Annotated in this window: 20 protein-coding genes; 8 read left to right on the plus strand and 12 right to left on the minus strand. The window is 68.0% G+C overall.

The annotated features are described in order from the left end of the window. Positions 1–64: 64 nt before the first annotated feature. On the plus strand, positions 65–1,051 hold the full coding sequence (locus tag SD37_RS07050) for a hypothetical protein (RefSeq protein ID WP_044852365.1): 987 nt from the start codon (positions 65–67) through the stop codon (positions 1,049–1,051). A 60-nt stretch (positions 1,052–1,111) separates the two neighbouring features. On the opposite strand, the gene SD37_RS07055 is transcribed toward SD37_RS07050, so the two are convergent. Continuing rightward, entirely contained in the window at positions 1,112–1,609 is a 498-nt protein-coding gene (locus tag SD37_RS07055) for a DUF3830 family protein (RefSeq protein ID WP_007033814.1), read from the minus strand. Beyond that, complete coding sequence (locus tag SD37_RS07060; protein WP_044852366.1) at positions 1,609–2,859, minus strand: aspartate aminotransferase family protein; 1,251 nt, start codon at positions 2,857–2,859, stop codon at positions 1,609–1,611. The genes SD37_RS07055 and SD37_RS07060 overlap by 1 nt, the downstream gene beginning before the upstream one ends. An 88-nt stretch (positions 2,860–2,947) precedes the next feature. On the opposite strand from SD37_RS07060, the gene SD37_RS07065 reads away from it, so the two are divergent. The 3 genes from SD37_RS07065 (at position 2,948) to SD37_RS07075 (ending at position 6,201) form a co-directional block, all read left to right on the plus strand. Next, positions 2,948–4,411, plus strand: coding sequence for an NAD-dependent succinate-semialdehyde dehydrogenase (locus SD37_RS07065; RefSeq protein WP_044852367.1), 1,464 nt, complete (start codon positions 2,948–2,950; stop codon positions 4,409–4,411). Continuing rightward, on the plus strand, positions 4,408–5,511 hold the full coding sequence (locus SD37_RS07070; RefSeq protein WP_044852368.1) for a tartrate dehydrogenase: 1,104 nt from the start codon (positions 4,408–4,410) through the stop codon (positions 5,509–5,511). Before SD37_RS07065 ends, SD37_RS07070 begins: the two co-directional genes overlap by 4 nt. Before the next feature lie 213 nt (positions 5,512–5,724). Continuing rightward, a complete protein-coding gene (locus SD37_RS07075; protein WP_037306736.1) occupies positions 5,725–6,201 on the plus strand; it encodes a DUF4262 domain-containing protein in 477 nt (158 codons plus the stop codon). A gap of 4 nt (positions 6,202–6,205) precedes the next feature. Here the strand turns inward: SD37_RS07075 and SD37_RS07080 are convergent, their stop codons facing one another. The 3 genes from SD37_RS07080 to SD37_RS07090 form a co-directional block, all read right to left on the minus strand. Next, positions 6,206–6,898 (minus strand): GntR family transcriptional regulator, encoded by a 693-nt coding sequence (locus tag SD37_RS07080; RefSeq protein WP_044852369.1) that lies wholly within the window; start codon positions 6,896–6,898, stop codon positions 6,206–6,208. Between the two features lie 3 nt (positions 6,899–6,901). Further along, positions 6,902–7,630 (minus strand): maleate cis-trans isomerase family protein, encoded by a 729-nt coding sequence (locus SD37_RS07085; RefSeq protein ID WP_044852793.1) that lies wholly within the window; start codon positions 7,628–7,630, stop codon positions 6,902–6,904. Positions 7,631–7,715: 85 nt separating this feature from the next. Then, positions 7,716–8,456, minus strand: coding sequence for a maleate cis-trans isomerase family protein (locus tag SD37_RS07090; protein ID WP_037306740.1), 741 nt, complete (start codon positions 8,454–8,456; stop codon positions 7,716–7,718). Positions 8,457–8,616: 160 nt separating this feature from the next. Here SD37_RS07090 and SD37_RS07095 point away from each other — a divergent pair, with 160 nt between their 5' ends. Next, positions 8,617–9,546, plus strand: a complete 930-nt coding sequence (locus SD37_RS07095; protein WP_418189820.1) for a D-2-hydroxyacid dehydrogenase — start codon at positions 8,617–8,619, stop codon at positions 9,544–9,546. A 7-nt stretch (positions 9,547–9,553) separates the two neighbouring features. After that, a complete protein-coding gene (locus SD37_RS07100; protein WP_044852371.1) occupies positions 9,554–10,930 on the plus strand; it encodes an amidase in 1,377 nt (458 codons plus the stop codon). 43 nt (positions 10,931–10,973) lie between these two features. On the opposite strand, the gene SD37_RS07105 is transcribed toward SD37_RS07100, so the two are convergent. Together SD37_RS07105 and SD37_RS07110 are read right to left on the minus strand one after the other, a co-directional pair. After that, the gene (locus tag SD37_RS07105; protein WP_145926542.1) at positions 10,974–12,194 is read right to left on the minus strand and encodes an MFS transporter; all 1,221 of its coding nucleotides are present in this window, start codon (positions 12,192–12,194) and stop codon (positions 10,974–10,976) included. Beyond that, positions 12,191–12,709, minus strand: a complete 519-nt coding sequence (locus SD37_RS07110; RefSeq protein ID WP_044852795.1) for an ArsR/SmtB family transcription factor — start codon at positions 12,707–12,709, stop codon at positions 12,191–12,193. Before SD37_RS07110 ends, SD37_RS07105 begins: the two co-directional genes overlap by 4 nt. A gap of 108 nt (positions 12,710–12,817) precedes the next feature. Here SD37_RS07110 and SD37_RS07115 point away from each other — a divergent pair, with 108 nt between their 5' ends. Next, positions 12,818–13,792 (plus strand): aldo/keto reductase, encoded by a 975-nt coding sequence (locus SD37_RS07115; protein WP_044852372.1) that lies wholly within the window; start codon positions 12,818–12,820, stop codon positions 13,790–13,792. On the opposite strand, the gene pqqB is transcribed toward SD37_RS07115, so the two are convergent. The 5 genes from pqqB to pqqA all read right to left on the minus strand — a co-directional run bounded on the left by pqqB (position 13,789) and on the right by pqqA (position 16,865). Continuing rightward, positions 13,789–14,652, minus strand: a complete 864-nt coding sequence (pqqB, locus tag SD37_RS07120) for a pyrroloquinoline quinone biosynthesis protein PqqB (RefSeq protein ID WP_044852373.1) — start codon at positions 14,650–14,652, stop codon at positions 13,789–13,791. The two genes, SD37_RS07115 and pqqB, sit on opposite strands and share 4 nt — an antisense overlap. Next, complete coding sequence (pqqE, locus tag SD37_RS07125) at positions 14,649–15,737, minus strand: pyrroloquinoline quinone biosynthesis protein PqqE (RefSeq protein WP_044852374.1); 1,089 nt, start codon at positions 15,735–15,737, stop codon at positions 14,649–14,651. Before pqqE ends, pqqB begins: the two co-directional genes overlap by 4 nt. Continuing rightward, on the minus strand, positions 15,728–16,000 hold the full coding sequence (gene pqqD / locus SD37_RS07130) for a pyrroloquinoline quinone biosynthesis peptide chaperone PqqD (RefSeq protein WP_044852375.1): 273 nt from the start codon (positions 15,998–16,000) through the stop codon (positions 15,728–15,730). Before pqqD ends, pqqE begins: the two co-directional genes overlap by 10 nt. Before the next feature lie 2 nt (positions 16,001–16,002). Then, on the minus strand, positions 16,003–16,683 hold the full coding sequence (pqqC, locus tag SD37_RS07135; RefSeq protein WP_044852376.1) for a pyrroloquinoline-quinone synthase PqqC: 681 nt from the start codon (positions 16,681–16,683) through the stop codon (positions 16,003–16,005). Between the two features lie 86 nt (positions 16,684–16,769). Continuing rightward, positions 16,770–16,865, minus strand: coding sequence for a pyrroloquinoline quinone precursor peptide PqqA (gene pqqA / locus SD37_RS07140; RefSeq protein ID WP_007033797.1), 96 nt, complete (start codon positions 16,863–16,865; stop codon positions 16,770–16,772). Between the two features lie 314 nt (positions 16,866–17,179). Here pqqA and SD37_RS07145 point away from each other — a divergent pair, with 314 nt between their 5' ends. Beyond that, entirely contained in the window at positions 17,180–18,166 is a 987-nt protein-coding gene (locus SD37_RS07145; RefSeq protein ID WP_044852377.1) for a PQQ-dependent sugar dehydrogenase, read from the plus strand. Positions 18,167–18,238: the final 72 nt, after the last annotated feature.

Here is an 18,238-nt window from a genome sequence, read left to right on the forward strand (position 1 = left end):
CAACCCCGCCACAACCGGCTTGGCCGACGGTCGGTGGATCGAATGTTCCGCCCAAGGAGGGACCATGATCCTCAGGAATCAGCGCCGCCGCCGAACGCTGCTCGCCTCGGCCGTCTTGGCGGTCGCGACGCTGTTCGCGGGCGTCGCACCGGCCGTGCAAGCCGCACCGGAAGGTCGCGCCGACGTCTTCATCCGCGACAACACGTCCGACGTCGGGTTCGAGCCCTCGACCGGTTCGCTTTACTCCAGCCCCGACATCCGGGTGTGCAACTCGCCGGGCACCCCGTGCCCCGCCGACCAGCCGGTCGTCCAGGGAAGCACCGCCTACATCCACGTTTTCCTGAACAATCCCGGCCCGTACGGGGACGCGCTCGAGAAGGGCACGCTGCAGCTCTACTACACGAAACAAGGCACCGTGGCGCAATGGTCGAGCCAGTGGAACTACATCGGTTCGGCCACCGACGTGAGCGTGCCCTACGGCGTCAAACGGGTCGTCATCCCGTGGAAGGTGCCGTTCGGCTCGCACTTCTGCCTGCTGGCCCGGTGGCTGTCACCGACCGATCTGCCGACCGAGGGCCTGAGCACGGCCACGAACACGCGGAACAACAACAACCTCGCCTGGCACAACGTGAACGTGATCCCGTTCAAGATCAAGATTCCGCAGCTCAGGCCGATCGTGTTCGGCTGGGACGGTCCCGATCCCACCACGGTCGGCGACCTCGTCTTCACCCAGCCGGGCAGGCCGTTCACCGGCCCGGGGCGGATCACCATCGACCTCGGTCCCGATCTCGCCGCACGCTGGCGGGCGGGCGGCGCGAAGGGTGAGGGAATCGAACGTGTCGGCGAGACCGAGCTGGCCATCGTGAACCCGCAGCGGGCCCGGATCGGCGGACTGACGTTCAAGTCGGGCGAACAGGTCGACGCCAGGCTGAACTTCACCGCCGGAGCCGAAGCGGAGGGTGGGCAGTACACCGTCCACGTGACCCAGGTCGACCAGCGCGGCGGAGAGGTCGGCGGCGTCGAATACCGGCTCGAAGGCGAACGACAGTAAGCCAGGGAGGCGTGCCGGCCCGTGGGCGGTGAGGGGAGGATCCCTTACCGCCCACGGGTTTCACGCCCGTGCGAACGAAAGCGTCTCGCCCTCGACTCCGCGCAGCCAGAGATCCTGCGCGGCTTCCGCCATTTCGGCCAGCCCCTCTTCGATGGTCGCGAACACGTTGCCGGGCACCCAGCCCGCGTCCCCGTTGATCAGCAGATTGTTGCGGCCGTAGAAGATCGCGAGGTCCGTCGCGCCCTGGTCGCTGTGCGCCTCACTGCCCTCGTCGTAGCCGTACGCCGGGTTGCCGATCTCCCACGCCTCGAAGCCGAAGTACACGACATCGCCCGGGATCGGGGTCACCGTGGGGTTTTCGCGGCCGGGTTTCGGCTCGGCGAAGGGCGGCACGAGGGTGTAGACCTCGTTCCGCGCGTACTTCGCGTGGTAAGCGGAACCGCTCTGCGGCAACGCGTCCCAGACCGCGCGGCAGGTCCGCGGGGCCTCGGCGTCGAGCAGCCGGGCCCGGCAGGACACCCCGCGCTTGTCGAGGGTGATCGTGATGTAGCGGGCCATCACTCGACCCCCGCCACGACGTCGCCCCAGATCCGCAGGGCGTCGTCCACCTGCTCGGCGTTGACGACCAGTGGCGGGACCATCCGGACGACGTTCATGTACGCCCCGCAGGTCAGCAGCAGCAGCCCGTTGGCGGACGCGGCTTTCTGCGCCGCCTGGGCCTTCGCGGTGTCCGGCTCGCCGTCCGGGGTGGTGAATTCGGAACCGACCAGCAGCCCCAGCCCCCGGACGTCGCCGATCGACGGCGACTTGTCCGCGATCACGCGCACCCCTTCGAGCAGCTGCCGTCCGCGTTCGGCGGCGTTCTCGACCAGCCCCTCCCGCTGGATCACCTCGAGCGTGGCGATCGCCGCCGCGCAGGCCACCGCGTTGCCGCCGTAGGTCCCGCCCTGCGAACCGGGGAGCGCCTTCGCCATCAACTCCTCCGACGCGGCGATGCCCGAGATCGGGAACCCGCTCGCGAGTCCCTTCGCGATGAGCACGATGTCCGGGCGCACCCCGAAGTGGTCGTGACCCCAGAACTTGCCCGTCCGGCCGAAGCCGGTCTGGATCTCGTCCATCACCAGCAGGATGCCGTGCTTGTCGGCGCGTTCCCGAAGACCGGCCAGGAACTCGGTGTTCGCCGGGACGTACCCGCCCTCGCCGAGCACCGGCTCGATGAAAAACGCGGCCGTCTCGTTCGGCGCGCAGACCGTCGCGAACAGGTAGTCGAGCTCCCGCAGGGCGAACTTCGTCGCGGTCTCCTCGTCCCAGCCGTAGTGGAAGGCGTAGGGGAAGGGGGCGACGTGCACGCCCGACATGAGCGGCGAGATCCCGGCGCTGAACCGGGTCCCCGAGGTGGTCATGGTCGCCGCCGCGACCGTCCGGCCGTGGAACCCGCCCTGGAAGACGATGACGTTGGGACGCTTCGTCGCCTGGCGCGACAGCCGGAGCGCCGCCTCGACAGCCTCGCTGCCCGAGTTCGCGTAGAAGAGGGAATTCAGGCCCTTCGGCAGGACGCCGCCCAGCTTCTCGGTCAGCTCCAGCATCGGCTTGTGCATGACCGTCGTGTACTGGCCGTGGATGAGCTTGCCGATCTGTTCCCGCGCGGCGCTCACCACATGCGGGTGGCAGTGGCCGGTGCTGGTCACGCCGATACCGGCGGTGAAATCCAGGTGACGTTTGCCATCGGTGTCGTAGAGGTACACCCCTTCACCGTGGTCGACCACGACCGGCGTTGCCTGCTTGAGCAGCGGTGATAGCTGGGCCATGGGCTGCGCTCCTAGGTCGGCTGAGCTGTTGTCGATTGTTGACAATATCCATAGCATGGCGTTCGGGACAACATGGAGGAGCGTTGGGATGACCTCGATCAGTGAGGCCGGCGTAGTCGCGGCGGTCGACAAGGAACTGTTCATCGGCGGGAAGTGGGTGCCCGCGGCGAACGGGAAGACCTTCCCCGTTCTCGACCCCTCAACGGGCGAAGCCCTGTGCGAGGTGGCCGACGCGTCACCGGCGGACGGCGTCAGCGCGCTCGACGCCGCCGTCGCCGCGCAGGCCGACTGGGCGAACGTCGCCCCGCGCGAACGCGGTGAGATCCTTCGCCGCGCCTACGAGCTGCTCGTGAAGCGCGCCGACGAACTCGCGCTGCTCATGACCCTCGAGATGGGCAAGCCGCTCGCGGAGTCGAAGGGCGAGATCACCTACGCGGCCGAGTTCTTCCGCTGGTTCGCGGAGGAGGCCGTCCGGATCGACGGTGGTTACGCCGTCGCGCCCAACGGGACCGGCCGGTTCCTGGTGACGAAGCAGCCCGTCGGGCCGTCCCTGCTGATCACGCCATGGAACTTCCCCATGGCGATGGGCACCCGCAAGATCGGCCCCGCGGTCGCGGCCGGCTGCACGATGGTCATCAAACCCGCCGCGCAAACCCCCCTTTCGATGCTGGCCCTCGCGGCGATCCTCGCCGAAGCGGGCCTGCCGGAAGGTGTGCTGAACGTGCTCACGACGTCGGACTCCGGCGGCGTGATGGAACCGCTGATCCGGGACGGCCGCGCCCGGAAGCTGTCCTTCACCGGTTCCACCGGCGTCGGGCGGAAGCTGCTGGAACAGTGCGCGGACAAGGTGCTCCGCACGTCGATGGAACTCGGCGGCAACGCGCCCTTCCTGGTCTTCGAGGACGCCGACCTCGACGCGGCGATCGAAGGCGCGATGACCGCCAAGATGCGCAACATCGGCGAGGCCTGCACGGCCGCGAACCGCTTCTACGTCCAGCGAGGCATCGTCGGCGAGTTCTCCCGCCGCCTCACCGAGCGCATGGAGGCCCTGCCGATGGGCCGGGGCACCGAGGAAGGTGTCGTCGTCGGCCCGCTCATCGACGAAGCCGCGGTCGAGAAGGTGAGCGGCCTCGTCTCCGACGCCGTCGATCGAGGCGCGCGCGTCCTCACCGGTGGGTCTACTGTGGACGGTCCAGGCAACTTCTATCAGGCCACGGTGCTCACCGACGTGCCCAAGGAAGCCAAGCTGGCGTCGGAAGAGATCTTCGGGCCGGTCGCCCCGATCACTCCGTTCGACAGCGAGGACGAGGCCATCGCGGCGGCGAACGACACCGAATTCGGTCTCGTGTCCTATGTGTACACCTCCGATCTCAAGCGGGCGCTGCGGGTTTCGGAACGGCTGGAAGCCGGCATGATCGGCCTCAACCAGGGACTGGTCTCGAACCCGGCGGCACCGTTCGGTGGGATCAAGCAGTCCGGGCTCGGTCGCGAAGGCGGCACCGTCGGCATCGACGAGTTCCTCGAGACCAAGTACATCGCGGTGGCTCTGTGACTTCTCAAGCAGGGACTTCTCAAGCAGGGAATTCTCGAGCAGGGAATTCTTACCGGATCGCCAGCATTCCCGGCGACGGGATCGGCGTCGATGTCACGGTCGAGGCTCGCAAGGTCCTCGACCGTGCGGCGGCGTCACATGGTTTCTCCTTGTCTTGGAAGGAATTCGACTGGAGCTGTGAGCGGTACACCAAGACCGGTTCGATGATGCCCGAGGACGGTATCGAGCAGCTTTCCCGGTTCGACGGGATCTTCCTCGGTGCCGTCGGCTTCCCCGGCGTCCCGGACCATGTCTCGTTGTGGGGCCTCCTCATTCCGGTGCGCCGTGCGTTCACCCAGTACGTCAACCTCCGGCCGGTCCGGCTGCTGCCGGGGACGACCTCGGCACTGGCCGGCCGCGACGCCGAAGAGCTGGAGATGGTGATCGTCCGCGAGAACTCCGAGGGCGAGTACTCGGAGATCGGCGGCAGGCACAATCGTGGTCAGCGAAACGAGTTCGTCTTACAGGAATCCGTGTTCACGCGGGTCGGGGTGGAGCGGATCATCCGCTACGCCTTCGAGCTGGCGAAGACGAGGACGGGACGGGTCTGCTCGGCGACGAAGTCCAATGGGCTCATTCACTCGATGCCGTTCTGGGACGAGATCTTTTCCGAAATCGCTTCGGAGTATCCGGACGTGCGAGCCGAACAATGCCATGTCGACGCGCTCGCCGCGCGGATGGTGCAGGCGCCGGACCGGCTCGACGTCGTGGTCGCTTCCAATCTCTTCGGCGACATCCTGAGCGACCTGGCGGCGGCCGTGACGGGCGGGCTCGGAATGGCGCCTTCGGGCAATATCAATCCTTCCGGTGAATTTCCTTCCATGTTCGAGGCGGTGCACGGGAGTGCTCCCGACATCGCCGGACAGGGCATCGCGAATCCGGTGGCGCAGATCCTGGCCGGGGCGATGTTGCTTGACCATCTCGGGGAAACCGTTGCGGCACAAGATATTCACGCGGCGGTGGAGAAGGTGCTCGAGGAGGGTGCCGTCCGGACCCCTGACCTCGGCGGGAAGTCCACCACCGCCGAACTCGGTTCCGCGGTGGTCGCCGCTCTATCTTGAACCATCCGCATAGCGGTGTGTCAAGTCCCGCGCGGCACTTTTCTCGCCGGTGATGTCATGAACGGGACTTTCCTTGCGGAATTTGCAAGGAAAGTCCCGTTCATCACGTCGCCGTCGAGTCGGAAGTGGAGCTCGGGCTTCCGAGCCGTCGGTTTTTGTCGGTGCCCCGGTGCACAGTGTCGATCATCGAATTCGACGACTGGAGGAGTGCCGATGTGCTGGCATTGCGACAACCCCGGGAAGACCCGCGACGACTACCTCGTCGAAGAGGTCCGTCCCCTGATCCGGAAGTACGGCTGGATGGTGCAGACCGTCGAGCGCGCGGCCGCCCAGCCGGGCTTCGCCTACACGGTCGGGCTCACCGACGCCGGGCTGCCGGAACTGGTCGTCACCGGCCTGAGAGAGCGAAGATCCGGACAGCTGCTGAACTATTTCGCCCAGGAGGTGGTCCGGTCGGGGCCGCCGGAACCCGGCGAGGTGCTGCCGGCGGCGGTGGGATGGCCCGCGTTCGAGGTCGTCCCGCTCGGCACGCCGTCGGCGCACCTGCTCACCGCCGTCCTCCTGTACGGCTCCGATTTCCGCGCCCTGCAACTGGTCTACGAGGACGAGCACGGGAACTGGCCGTGGGACAGGGAATTCCGCGGCGGGACGGGCGGGCAGCCGGTGCTGGGAGCGCGGAGCCGTGGCTGAGTCCTCAAGGCACTGCGGGAGCTTCGCCCTCTCGCAGGCTGGTCCCCGGGGCCAGCCGCTGGACCGCGTCCTCCATATGGGCTTCCAGCAGCGACAGCGCGGTCTCCTCGTCGCCGGCGCGCAGGGCCTCGATGATCCGAGTGTGCTCGGTGACCCGCTCTTCGACCTGCTGATAGGTCCCTTGCAGCGCGGTGAGGCACATCCGGGTCTCGATCAGGAGGGTCCGCGCCATGCGCATGAGCCGTTTGCTGCCGGAGGCCGCGATCAGCGCTTCGTGGAAGCGGAGGTCCGCCCAGGAGAGCGCGGTCGGATCGTCGTCGCCGGCGGCGACGGCCATCGCCCCGACGGCCTGTTCGAGTTCGTCGGCGACCTTCTTCCGGTCACCGCGCAGCGCTCGCAGCATCGCGGCGCGTTCGATGGCCGAACGCGCCGAGTAGATGTCGTAGACGTCGCCGGGCTCGAGGTCGATCACGAACAGGCCGCGGTGCCGCTCGCTGCGCAGGAGCCCTTCGGAGACGAGGTGCTGCATCGCCTCTCGCAAGGGTCCCCGCGAGACCTGGAACCGGGAGGCCAATTCGGTTTCACCGAGCTGGGTGCCGGGAGGAAGAGCGCCGGTCATGATCGCGTCCCGCAGCTGGCGTGCGATGATCCCGGCGGTCGATTCCCGGCTGACCGGCTCGATATCCGGCAAGGACATGGTTCAGTTGCCTCTCTGCCCGAACAGTGCGCCCAGGGTGCGGACGAGCGGGGACTTCCCGGTGAGCCGCAGACCTTCCCAGACGGTGACCTGATTGGCTGTCAGCACCGGCTTGCCGAGCCGCGTTTCGAGCGTGTTGATCTCGCCGAGCGTCCGCATGGCGGTGTCGGGGACGAGCAGCGCGTCGGCAGCCGGGTGGTCGCGGCTCACCGCGAGTTCGACGACGGCTTCCGGGCTGAGTTCGCCGACCTCGGCGGCGGTGTCGATGTCCGCGCTGCCCATCGAGACCACCTCGATCCCGCCGGCGCCGAGGAAGTCGACGAACAGCCGGGCGACGTCGTCCGGATAGCTGGCGGCGACAGCGACCCGCCGGACGCCGAGTGCCTGAGCGGCGTGGACGAAGGCGAAGGAGGTGCTCGACGCCGGGACGCCCGCGACGGCGGCCAGCCGGTCGGCCTGGTCCCGGGCACCTTCCCAGCCGTAGACGAAGCTGCCGCTGGTGCATGCCCAGACCACCGCGTCCGGTTCGTGCTTGGCCAGCAGCGCGGCACCATCGGCGAGACGGCTTTCGCTGCCGAGGTCGAGGAGTTCGGGCACGGCGTGCAGATCGGTTCCGTAGATGTGCTCGACAGGCAGCTTGATCCCGGCCATGTCCCCGCCGAGGAGCTGCTCCGCGAGCGGGTAGTCGTCTTCGGCCGCGTGATCGGGGTAGATGAACCCGATCGTGGTGATCTCGGACGGTGGCTCGGGTGGGGTGAGCGGCGTGATGGGCACGGAACCTCCGGAGGCAGATTGTCGACAATCGTAGGGGAAGAGGTCAATCGACCTCGCGGAGCCACTTGCCGGGCCCGACGATCGGCAGGTTCATCCGCCGGAGGCAGGCCCACATCGTGAGCTGGTTCGCGGTGAGGACGGGTTTGCCGAGCGCGCTTTCGAGCGGCTCGATCAGATCGTAGGTGGGGAGGTTGGTGCAACTGACGAAAATGGCCTCGGCGTCCGCGTGGTCGGCGGCGAGGATGCGTTCGGCGATGGTCCGGTAGCTGACCTTCCAGATGCCGCCGCCCAGGCCGAGGTGGTCGCTCGACACGGTGCGCACGCCGAGTTCGGTCAGGAAGTCGTGCAGCTTCCCGGTCAGGTCGCCGTCGTAGGGCGTCAGTACGGAGACCCGGTGGAGGTCGAGCTGGTGCAGGACCTCGGCCAGCGCTCCGGAGGTGGTGACGGCGTCCGGAGCGCCCGCGTCGCAGATCGCCTTGGTCAAGGAGCGTTCGTAGTCCACGCCGTTGACGAAACTGCCGGAGGTGCACAGGTAGGCGACGACTTCGGGCTCCACGTGGAGCACGTCTCTCGTGGCGGCGGCGAGGTGCCTGCTGTCGCTGACGAGCTGGGCCATCTCCATGCTGACGGGCACGGGCTCGTACGGCGTCCGTGCCAGATGAAGGGAGACCTCCATCGGTACCCAGCGCCACAGCTCGCGCTCCAGCGCCAGGTCGAAGGGAGCGATGATGCCGATGCCGCGTTGCGCCAAGGGCCCTTCGAACTCCAACAAGTCGAAATCCAAGTCTCAGCCTCCGGAGAACTTCTGCAGTCACAGGTCCGGTGCTCCGGGGGTCGTTCCTCGGATTGTTGACAATCATACGAGTCACTTTTACGGTGTCAACGTGATCGGCTCGGAGACCCCGGTGCTGGCGGTGCTGTGCGGCGGCGCACGCCCCCCGGACATGCGCGCTATCGAAGCCGAAGCGGTGGTTCGTTACACCGACGAGGCCGGGTTGGCTGATGCGTTATCAGGAGCCGACGCGCTCTTCGTCTACGACTTCCTCTCGACGGCGGTTCCCGGCGCCTGGCACGCGGCCGACAGGCTGCGCTGGCTGCATATCGCCAGCGCGGGTGTCGATCCCGTGCTCTTCCCTGGGCTGCGGGAGAGCGATGTCATGCTCACCAACTCGCGGGGGGTGTTCGACGGGGCGATCGCCGAGTACGTCCTCGGTGTCGTCCTCGCGTTCGCCAAGGACTTCACTCGGTCGTGGGAGCTGCAGCGGCGGAAGGAATGGCGGCACCGGGAGAGTGAACGGATCTCCGGCCGCCGGGTCCTCGTGGTCGGCACCGGGCCGATCGGCCGGTCGATCGCGCGGCTGCTGCGGGCCGCCGGGATGTCAGTGGCCGGCGCCGGGCGCCGGGCGTGCGTGAACGATCCCGACTTCGGGGACGTCTACGCGTCCTCGGAGCTGAAGAGTCACCTTCCCGAGGCGGACTACGTCGTCGCGGTCGCGCCTCTGACCGAACAGACCAAGGGGATGTTCGACGCCGAGGCCTTCTCCGCGATGAAGTCCGGCGCGCGGTTCGTCAACGTCGGCCGCGGCGAACTGGTCGTCACCTCCGACCTTGTCGGCGCGCTGCGGGACGGGCGGCTCGGCGGTGCGGCGCTCGACGTCTTCGACACCGAACCGCTGCCCGCTGAAAGTCCTTTGTGGACAATGGAGAACGTGCTGATCTCGCCGCATATGTCGGGCGACTTCGTCGGCTGGCGGAATACTCTGGTAGAGGTGTTCGCGGACAACTTCCGTCGCTGGCGCGCGGGGGAGCCGCTGCGCAACGTCGTGGACAAGCAGCTCGGATACGTGCCGTCGGAGACGCTTCGCCAAGGTTAGGGGCCGGATGAACGACACCAAGTTGACCGCGAGCGAGCTGGTCGCCGCGTATGCCACCGGAGAGCTGTCGCCGGTCGAGGCCACTCAGAACGCGTTGCGTGTCATCGAAGAACGCGATGGCGAGACCAACGCCTTCTGCCTGGTCGACGCCGAACGCGCACTGGAGCAGGCGAAGGCGTCCGAGGTCCGGTGGCGCGACGGCAACCCGATCGGCTGGCTCGACGGTGTCCCGGCCTCGATCAAGGACATGTTCCTGACGCAGGGCTGGCCGACGCTGCGCGGTTCACGCTGCATCGACCCCGATCAGCCGTGGGACGTCGACAGCCCGGTCACCGCCCGTCTTCGTGAGAACGGCTTGGTACTGCTGGGAAAGACCACGACCCCGGAACTCGCGTGGAAGGGCGTCACCGACAACACGCTGACCGGGATCACCCGCAACCCGCACGACCCGTCGAAGACGGCGGGCGGGTCCAGCGGCGGGAGCGCCGCGGCCGTCGCGGCCGGGATGGGTGAGCTTTCCGTCGGCACCGACGGCGGTGGCTCGATCCGGATCCCGGCCTCGTTCTGCGGAATCGTCGGCCTCAAACCGACACACGGCCGGATCCCGTTGTTCCCGGCGAGCCCGTTCGGCCCGCTGTCGCACGCCGGTCCGATGGCGCGTTCGGTAGACGACACCGCGCTGATGCTCGACGTCCTCGCGATGCCCGACCACCGCGACCCGGCCGCGCTCGCTCCGCCCGTCTCGACCTTCCGTGAAGCCGTCCGCCGGGACGTGCGCGGGCTGATCGCCGCCTACTCGCCGACACTCGGCTTCGTCGACGTCGACCCGGAGGTCGCGGCGATCGTCAAATCGGCGGTCCAGTCGCTGGGCGACGCGGGCCTGCACATCGAAGAGGCCGACCCCGGCTTCGCCGACCCGAAGCCCGCCTTCGACATCCTGTGGTCGACGGGCGCGGCCAAGTGGCTGGACACCTTCCCCGCCGGCGCGGAGACCAGGGTCGACCCCGGGCTGCGGAAGGTGTGGGAGCTCGGCAAGACCTTCTCGGCGAGCGACTACCTCGGCGCCAACGCCGAGCGGGCCGCGCTGGGGATCCTGATGGGCGAGTTCCACACCCGCTACGACGTGCTGATCACGCCGACCGTCCCGATCCCCGCCTTCGAGGCCGGGCACGAGGTGCCGCCGGGCAGCGGGCTGAGCGGCTGGCCGGACTGGACGCCGTTCACCTACCCGTTCAACATGACCCAGCAGCCCGCCATCAGCGTTCCGGCGGGGCGCACCTCCAGCGGTCTCCCGGTCGGGCTGCAGATCGTCGGCCCCCGGCACTCCGACGACCTGGTGCTCGCGGTCGCGAAACTGCTCGAGGAGGTCCGTCCCTGGCCGTGACCAGCGGAAAGGGAGCAAGGGACCTTTGCTATCGCCCGCGCGGTCAAGGGTGGGCGGCGTGGGTCTTGCGGACCAGGCCCCGCACCTGCCCGCTGCACAGCGCGAGGCAGGTGGCGGCCACGACCAGCGCGGCGCACGCGAGCAGCGTCGTGCCGACCCCGAAGTGCTGGGCGGCGGGCCCCGCCGCCATCTGTCCCAGCGGCAGGGCGATGAAGGAACCGAGCATGTCGTAGGAGTAGACGCGCGCGAGCTTCTCCTCGGGCACGTTCTCCTGCAGAGAGACGTCCCACGCGACCACGAACTGCTCGATGGCCAGGCCGGAGACGAACATGGCCGCCAGCAGCAGGGGCAGCCAGGGTGCCTGGCCGAGCAGGATCAACGGCGGAGCCTCGAAAAGGATCACCGCGACCCCGACGAACAACGCGCGCCTCGGCTGCCATCGCGCGACGAGGATCCCGCCGACGAGCGAGCCGATCGTCTGCGCCGCGAGGGCGAATCCCCACCCGGAGCGGCCGAAAGTGCTGTCGGCGACGACGGGGCCCAGTACCGCGATCCCGCCGGCGATGACGGCGTTCACCACCATGAACTGGACGACCACGACCCACACCCAGGTCCGTGACCGGAACTCGCGCCAGCCTTCGGCGAGTTCCGACAGCGGACGGCTGCCGGGGATCCGTTCCCGGCGGTTGAGCCGGATCCGCCGGTAGGACAGGGCCGAGCCCAGGAACAGCAGCGCGTTCCCGCCGAGCGCCCAGCCCGGGCCGACCGCGGTGACCAGGAGGCCGCCGATCCCGGCGCCGGCGATCCGGCCGGAGTTCGAGAGCAATCTGCCCAGTGCGTTGGCCGGTGCCAGCAGTTCGATGGGCACCGTCAACGGGGTGAGTGACGCCGACGCCGGTGCGGAGATCGCGGCCACCGCGCCGTTGACCACGCTCAGCGCGACCAGCAGCGGGATCGACGCGAATCCACAAAGGACACTCGCCGCGATGGTCGCCTGGGTCAGCGTCGCGGCGACTTCGGTGCCTTGCAGGATCACCGATCGCGGCAGCCGGTCCGCCAGGACCCCGCCGAACAGCAGCAACAGCACACTCGCCACCGAACGCGCGCCGACGACGATGCCGATGTCGACGGCCGATCCCGTCAGGTCGATCACCGCGAACGCCAAGGCGAGCGGGGCGACGGCGTTGCCGAACTCGCCGAAGGTCCGGCCGCCGATCAGCCAGCGGAAGTTGTGATGGCGCAGCGGCTCGCGCAGTGACGTCACGATCGCGCCATCTCGAACATCGCGACCGTCGCGCTGACCGGGATCGTGCCGCGGGTCCGGGGCGGTCGCGCGGCCGAATGCAGAAGCCTGCTCAGCTCGCGCGCGTGCCCGAGCGCCTTCTCCCAGGTCTCGCGGTCGACCCACATCTCCGCGTCGGTCATCGAACCGTGTTCGCCGAGGACGCGGAATTCGCTGCGGCGCCTGAGTTCTTCGGCCATCGTCGTGATGAGCAGCTGCTCCTCCCGCGGATTCGTCGAGGCGAACCGCCTGCCGGACTCCGGATCGTGCCGGTAGCGCTTCGCCAGCCCGCCCCGGATCCGGACCTCCTCGGCGACGTCCAGCAACCCGGCCTCGTGCAGCCTTCGCACGTGATAGCTGACGTTCGCCTGTGTCTCGCCGAGTTCGCGCGCGGCCTCGGCCGCACTCATCGCCACGCCGGTCAAAAGCGACAGAATGCGCAGCCGCACCGGATGGGCGAGGACGCGAAGTCCTTCGAGGCTGGGGGAATCGGGCATGGGGACGAGTATCGACTGCCGGGACACTGACCGTCAAACAGTTATTTGGGGGTTTCGTTGGCCGGGAGATCCGGTGCGGTGATCCGATGTCTGTGCTGTGCTGAAGGCATGCGTACGACGACATTGGGCAGGAGCGGTCTCAAGGTGTCGAGGATCGCCTTCGGCACCTGGCAGCTCGGCGGCGACTGGGGTTCCTTCGACGAGGACGCGGCGATCGCGGCCATCCACCACGCCCGCGAGTCGGGGGTCGACTTCTTCGACACCGCCCAGGCCTACGGTTTCGGGAAATCCGAGGCGATGCTGGGGAAGGCGTTGCGCGAGGAACTCAAGCGCGACCGCGACAACCTCGTCATCGCCACGAAGGGCGGTATCAAGCCGCGTTCCGAGCGGCCGCGCGACTCGCGGCGCGAGTGGCTGACGAAAGGGATCGAGGACAGCCTCCGCTTCCTCGACGTCGACCACATCGACCTCTACCAGATCCACTGGCCCGATTCCGACGCCCCGGCCGACGAGACCGCGGGGATCCTCCAGGAATTCGTCGACGCGGGGAAGATCCGGCACATCGGTGTCTCGAACTACGACGCCGCGCAGCTCGCCGACTTCGACAAGACCCGTCCGGTCGAAACCTTGCAGCCGCCGTATCACCTGTTCCGCCGGGACATCGAAACCGATCCGCTGCCGTACGCGCGGGAGAACGACATCGGTGTGCTCGTCTACAGCCCGCTGGGCAGTGGCCTGCTCACCGGAGCCTTCACGCCGGAGACGACGTTCGAGAAGACCGACTGGCGGTCCCGGTCATCGGCCTTCACCGGGGAGACCTTCCGGCGCAACCTCGCCGTCATCGACAGGCTCAAGGAGTTCGCCGGGGACAAGGGGATCTCGGTCAGTCAGCTCGCGATCGCGTGGACCCTCGCCCAGCCTGGCGTGCACGTCGCCATCGTGGGCGCGCGCAAGGCGGCCAACATCGAAGCCAGCCTCGCCGCGGCCGACGTCGACCTGACCGCGGACGACCTCGCGGAGATCGACCGGCTCACCGCCGACGCCGTCCCTGTCGCGGGCGCGAGTCCCGAAGGCGTCGCTTAGAGCTTGAATTCGGTACCGTCCAAGGGAAGTGAAGCGCCGCCGTCCAGCACGGCGGCGTGCTCCGGCGAGGCCGGGTCGACGACCGGGTTCGTGTTGTTCAGATGCGTGAAGGCCCACCGTGGGCCAGACCGGAGTCTCGCGAGACTGCCGGTGATGGGCAGATGCCCCATCGCCAGTTGCGCGCCGTCGCCGACCTTCGCCTCGGTGGCCGCCGACATCTCGTCCGGCGCGTAGAAGGTTCCGTCCAGCAGCACGAGACCCGCGTCGCGGGTGAATTCGTCGAAGCCGTCCGGCCAGCTCTTCAGGCAGGGCGCGTACACGAGGACGCCGCCGGTCCGCACGTCCTCGATCCGGTACGCCACCACCCATGGTCCGTCCTCAGTGGACGAACGCGCGTACTTCGGCCGCTTGTCGCTCACCGGGAGCACGCTCACCCGGAGGCCGTCGATGGTGATCTCCGAGGTGGACAGCCATTCCCAGCCACCGTAGCCGTCGATGATCGACCGCGCGGGGAATTGGTCGGACAGCGCGCGAAGCACCGTGTCCGGTGCCCACACCGGGAGCCCGCCCGCCTCCCTCAGCATGAGCAGGCCCAGCGAATGATCGAGTTCGGCGTCGGTGAGCAGCACCCCGCGCAGCGGGATCTCCCGCGGTCCCGGCCCGGCGCGCAGCGGTGGTGTGGCGAGGATCTGCGCGCGGATGTCCGGGGAAACGTTGAGCAGGTACCAGCCCTCGCCGTCCGCGCTCACCGCGACGCAGTCCTGTGTCCGCGGTGGCGCGCCCGAAGTGCACAGCGCGCAGGCGCAGTTCCATTGCGGGAAACCGCCACCCGCCGCGGTACCGAGCAGGATCACCCTCATCGGGGCGCCCGCATGACCAGCTCGTCCGTCCGGGGCGGGGTGGCGAGGATGAGGTCGACGACGTCGCGATGCGGCGAACGCGAGCAGACCGGATCCGTCGCCGAAGCGTCACCCGTGAGCTGGAACGCCTGACACCGGCAGCCGCCGAAGTCGATCGAACGCCGTTCGCAGGTCCCACAGGTGTCCGGCATCCAGTCCTCGCCGCGGTAGGCGTTGAAGGAACTGGATTCGTACCAGATCCGCGCCAGCGGTACGTCACGCACGTTGTCGAATTCCAGCGTTTCGATCGCGGTCGACGCGGGGCACGGCAGCACGTTGCCGTTGGGCGCCACGGTCAGCTGCCGCGCTCCCCAGCCGTACATGCACGGCTTCGGGTACTGCTCATAGTAGTCGGCGACGACGTAGATGATCTCCATGCTTCCGCGCAGCCGCTCGGTGGCGGCGCGCACGATCGGCTCGGCCTCGTCGAGCTGGCGCCTGGTCGGCATCAGGGCGTCGCGGTTCTCCCACGCCCAGCCGTAGTACTGCGTATTGGCCAGTTCGAGCCGGTCCGCGCCCATTTTCTCGGCCAGCTCGATGATCCCGGCCAGCTGGTCGTGGTTCTGCCGGTGCAGGACGACGTTCACCGAAAGCGGCAGCCCGGCCTTCTTGATCAGTCCGGCGACGACCAGTTTCCGATCGTGTGCCCGCGCGCCCGCGAGCCGGTCCGCGCGTTCGGCGGTCGCGCCTTGGACGGAGAGCTGGATATGCGCGATGCCCCGTTCGACGAGATCGTCCAATCTGGACTCCGTCAGCCCCAGCCCGGACGTCACCAGGTTGACGTAGCAGCCCAGTTTCGTGGCGTGCTCGACCAGGATGGGCAGATCCGGCCGGGCGAGTGGTTCACCGCCGGACATGTGCACCTGGAGCACGCCGAGTTCCCGCGCCTGCGAGAGCACGGACTTCCATTCCTCTGTGGACAGTTCGTCTTCGCGGGCGGCCAGCTCGACCGGATTGGAGCAGTACGGGCAGTGGAGCGGGCAACGATGGGTCAGCTCGGCCAGAATCCCCAGCGGTGCCGCCGCGGTGGAGGTGTTCAGCTCCATTCGACGATCCGCCGATCTCCCAGCCGGGACAGGACGTCCAGGATCTCTTCCTCGCGCACACCCGTGTAGCGCTCGCCCAGCTTGGCCGCGATGGCGGCGACGTCCGCCGTGCCGTCGCAGAGCCGGAGCACGGCGGCCGCCGTCGGATTCGGGACGAGCACACCTTCGGGGAACAGCAGGACATGCGTTTCCCTGGTCTGGTCATAACTCAGCCGGACCCCGCGCCGCAATCGCGGTACGGAGCCGGTGGTGATGGCGGACATCGCTACTCCTTCGCCGCGGCGCGCTCGATGGCGTCGAGCATGGACCAGAGCACGTCGGTCTTGAACGACAACGCGGCGATCGCCTTCTCCTGCTGCTCGCGGGTGACGGCGTGCCGCACGACGATGTCGAGGGTCCCCTTGCCCTCGCCCGAGACCTTGTCGATGCGGTTGGTGAAGTAGGCGAGGTCTTCCCGGGCGATCCACGGGTAGTTCGCCAGCATGTCGGCGACGCGTCGTTGCATGAGGTGGCCGGCGAACATTTCGGTCAGCCCCGAAGCGACCGCTTCAAGCCAAGGTTTCGTACGGGCGAAATTCACATAGGCGTCGACGGCGAAGCGCACACCGGGGGCGACGTGCCGCTGATCGAGAACCTCTTCGCGGTCGAGCCCGACCGCGGTGCACAACCGGAGCCACCGCTCGATTCCGCCGTCCCCGGCTTGGGCGCCGTCGTGATAGACGATCCGGTCCAGCCATTCCCGGCGTATTTCCGGCAAGGGGCAGTTGCTGATGATCGCCGCGTCCTTCTGCGGGAGAACGCACTGGTAGTACCAGCGGTTCGCCGCCCAGATCTTCAATTCGTGCTCGGAGAGTTCGCCGCCGTGCATCCGCTGGTGGAAGGGATGTGTGCCCCAATAACGGTGGGAAAGTCCGCGCAAGGCCGCGATGAAATCCGACGACGACATGAGGGACACCGTGCTGCCTCCAACGGCTCGCTGATCGGGACGGCGGCGCGGTGGTGGGGGAACGGCCCCCACCACCGGATGTGAAATCAGTCCTCCATGCGGGCCGCGTAAGCGGTGACCTCCATGGGGGTTTCGTACTCGACGAAGTCGGGGGTGGTCCATACCTCGATGGTTTCGATCATTTCCGCTCCTAACGTCCACATGGGATCGAACAGGGCCGAGCCCCGTCACCCTAGAAGCGGGCCGCCGATTCTGACCAGACGTAAGCACCAAGTTCCCGTGGAGTTTTGTAAAGTTTCCTACCTATGGTCGATCGAGCCGTCCCGCCGGTCACGCTCGGCGCACGCAACGGTTAACGGTAAGCGCTTGCCTTAGCCCGTCCAGTGGTGTCCGTTTCGTCCGGCGGTGTGTTTGTATCCAACTCGACGGGTGCACCCCGACCATCCGTCATCCGCCGCCATCCGGGCTCCAGGGGTGTAGCTGAAGGAGGCGTCTCATGCCCTTAAGTCGTACTCTCGCCACCACGTTCGCCGCCGTGACGGCCGCGTCGATCGTGGCCGTACCGGCCGCCGCGGCCGAAGCGCCGTCCGTCCAGGCGATCAAGCAGATCGCGAGCGGGCTCAACCAGGCCTGGTCGATCGACTTCCTGCCCGACGGCACCGGCCTCTTCACGCAGAAGGACGCCAAGACGATCAGCAAGATCGACAAGGCGGGCAAGGTCACCACGGTGCAGACCATCCCCGGGGTGAGCGTCACGGCGGAGGCCGGCCTGCTCGGCATCGCCGTCTCGCCCCAGTACGCCACCGACCAGACGGTCTTCATCTACTACACGACCAGTTCGGACAATCGCATCGCCAAACTGAAACTGGGCCAGACCCCGACCCCGATCGTCACCGGCATCCCGCGTGGCTCGCAGTACCACCACGGCGGGCGGATCAAATTCGGCCCGGACGGCTACCTCTACGCGGGCACCGGCGACGGCCAGAACGGCGCCAACGCGCAGAACAAGAACTCCCTCGGCGGCAAGGTCCTGCGGGTCACCACGGACGGCGCGCCCGCGCCGGGCAACCCGTTCAACAGCCGCGTCTACTCCTACGGCCACCGCAACGTCCAGGGGCTGACCTGGGTGAACGGCCAGCTGTACAACACCGACATCGGCGCGAACAAGCTCGACGAGCTGAACAAGATCGAGCCCGGCAAGAACTACGGCTGGCCGACCTGCGAAGGCCCGTGCAACACCGCCGGCATGACCAACCCGGTCAAGGCCTGGCCGACGTCCTCGGCGACGCCGAGCGGGCTCGCGGCGTACAAGGGCTCGCTGTACATGGCCTCGCTCAAGGGCGGGACCTACAAGCTCGACGTCAACGGCAACGGCGGCAAGCTGTGGACCAACCTCGGCCGTACGCGTGACGAGGTCGCCGGTCCCGATGGTCAGCTGTACACGATCACCCCGGGCGCCATCTACGCCTCTGACGGCAGCTAGCCCAGCCGCATTTCGTCCTCTGGATGCGGTAGTTCAGTGTCGAACTACCGCAGCCAGAGGACTGAACGCGAG

Source organism: Amycolatopsis orientalis, assembly GCF_000943515.2.
Classification (GTDB): domain Bacteria; phylum Actinomycetota; class Actinomycetes; order Mycobacteriales; family Pseudonocardiaceae; genus Amycolatopsis; species Amycolatopsis orientalis.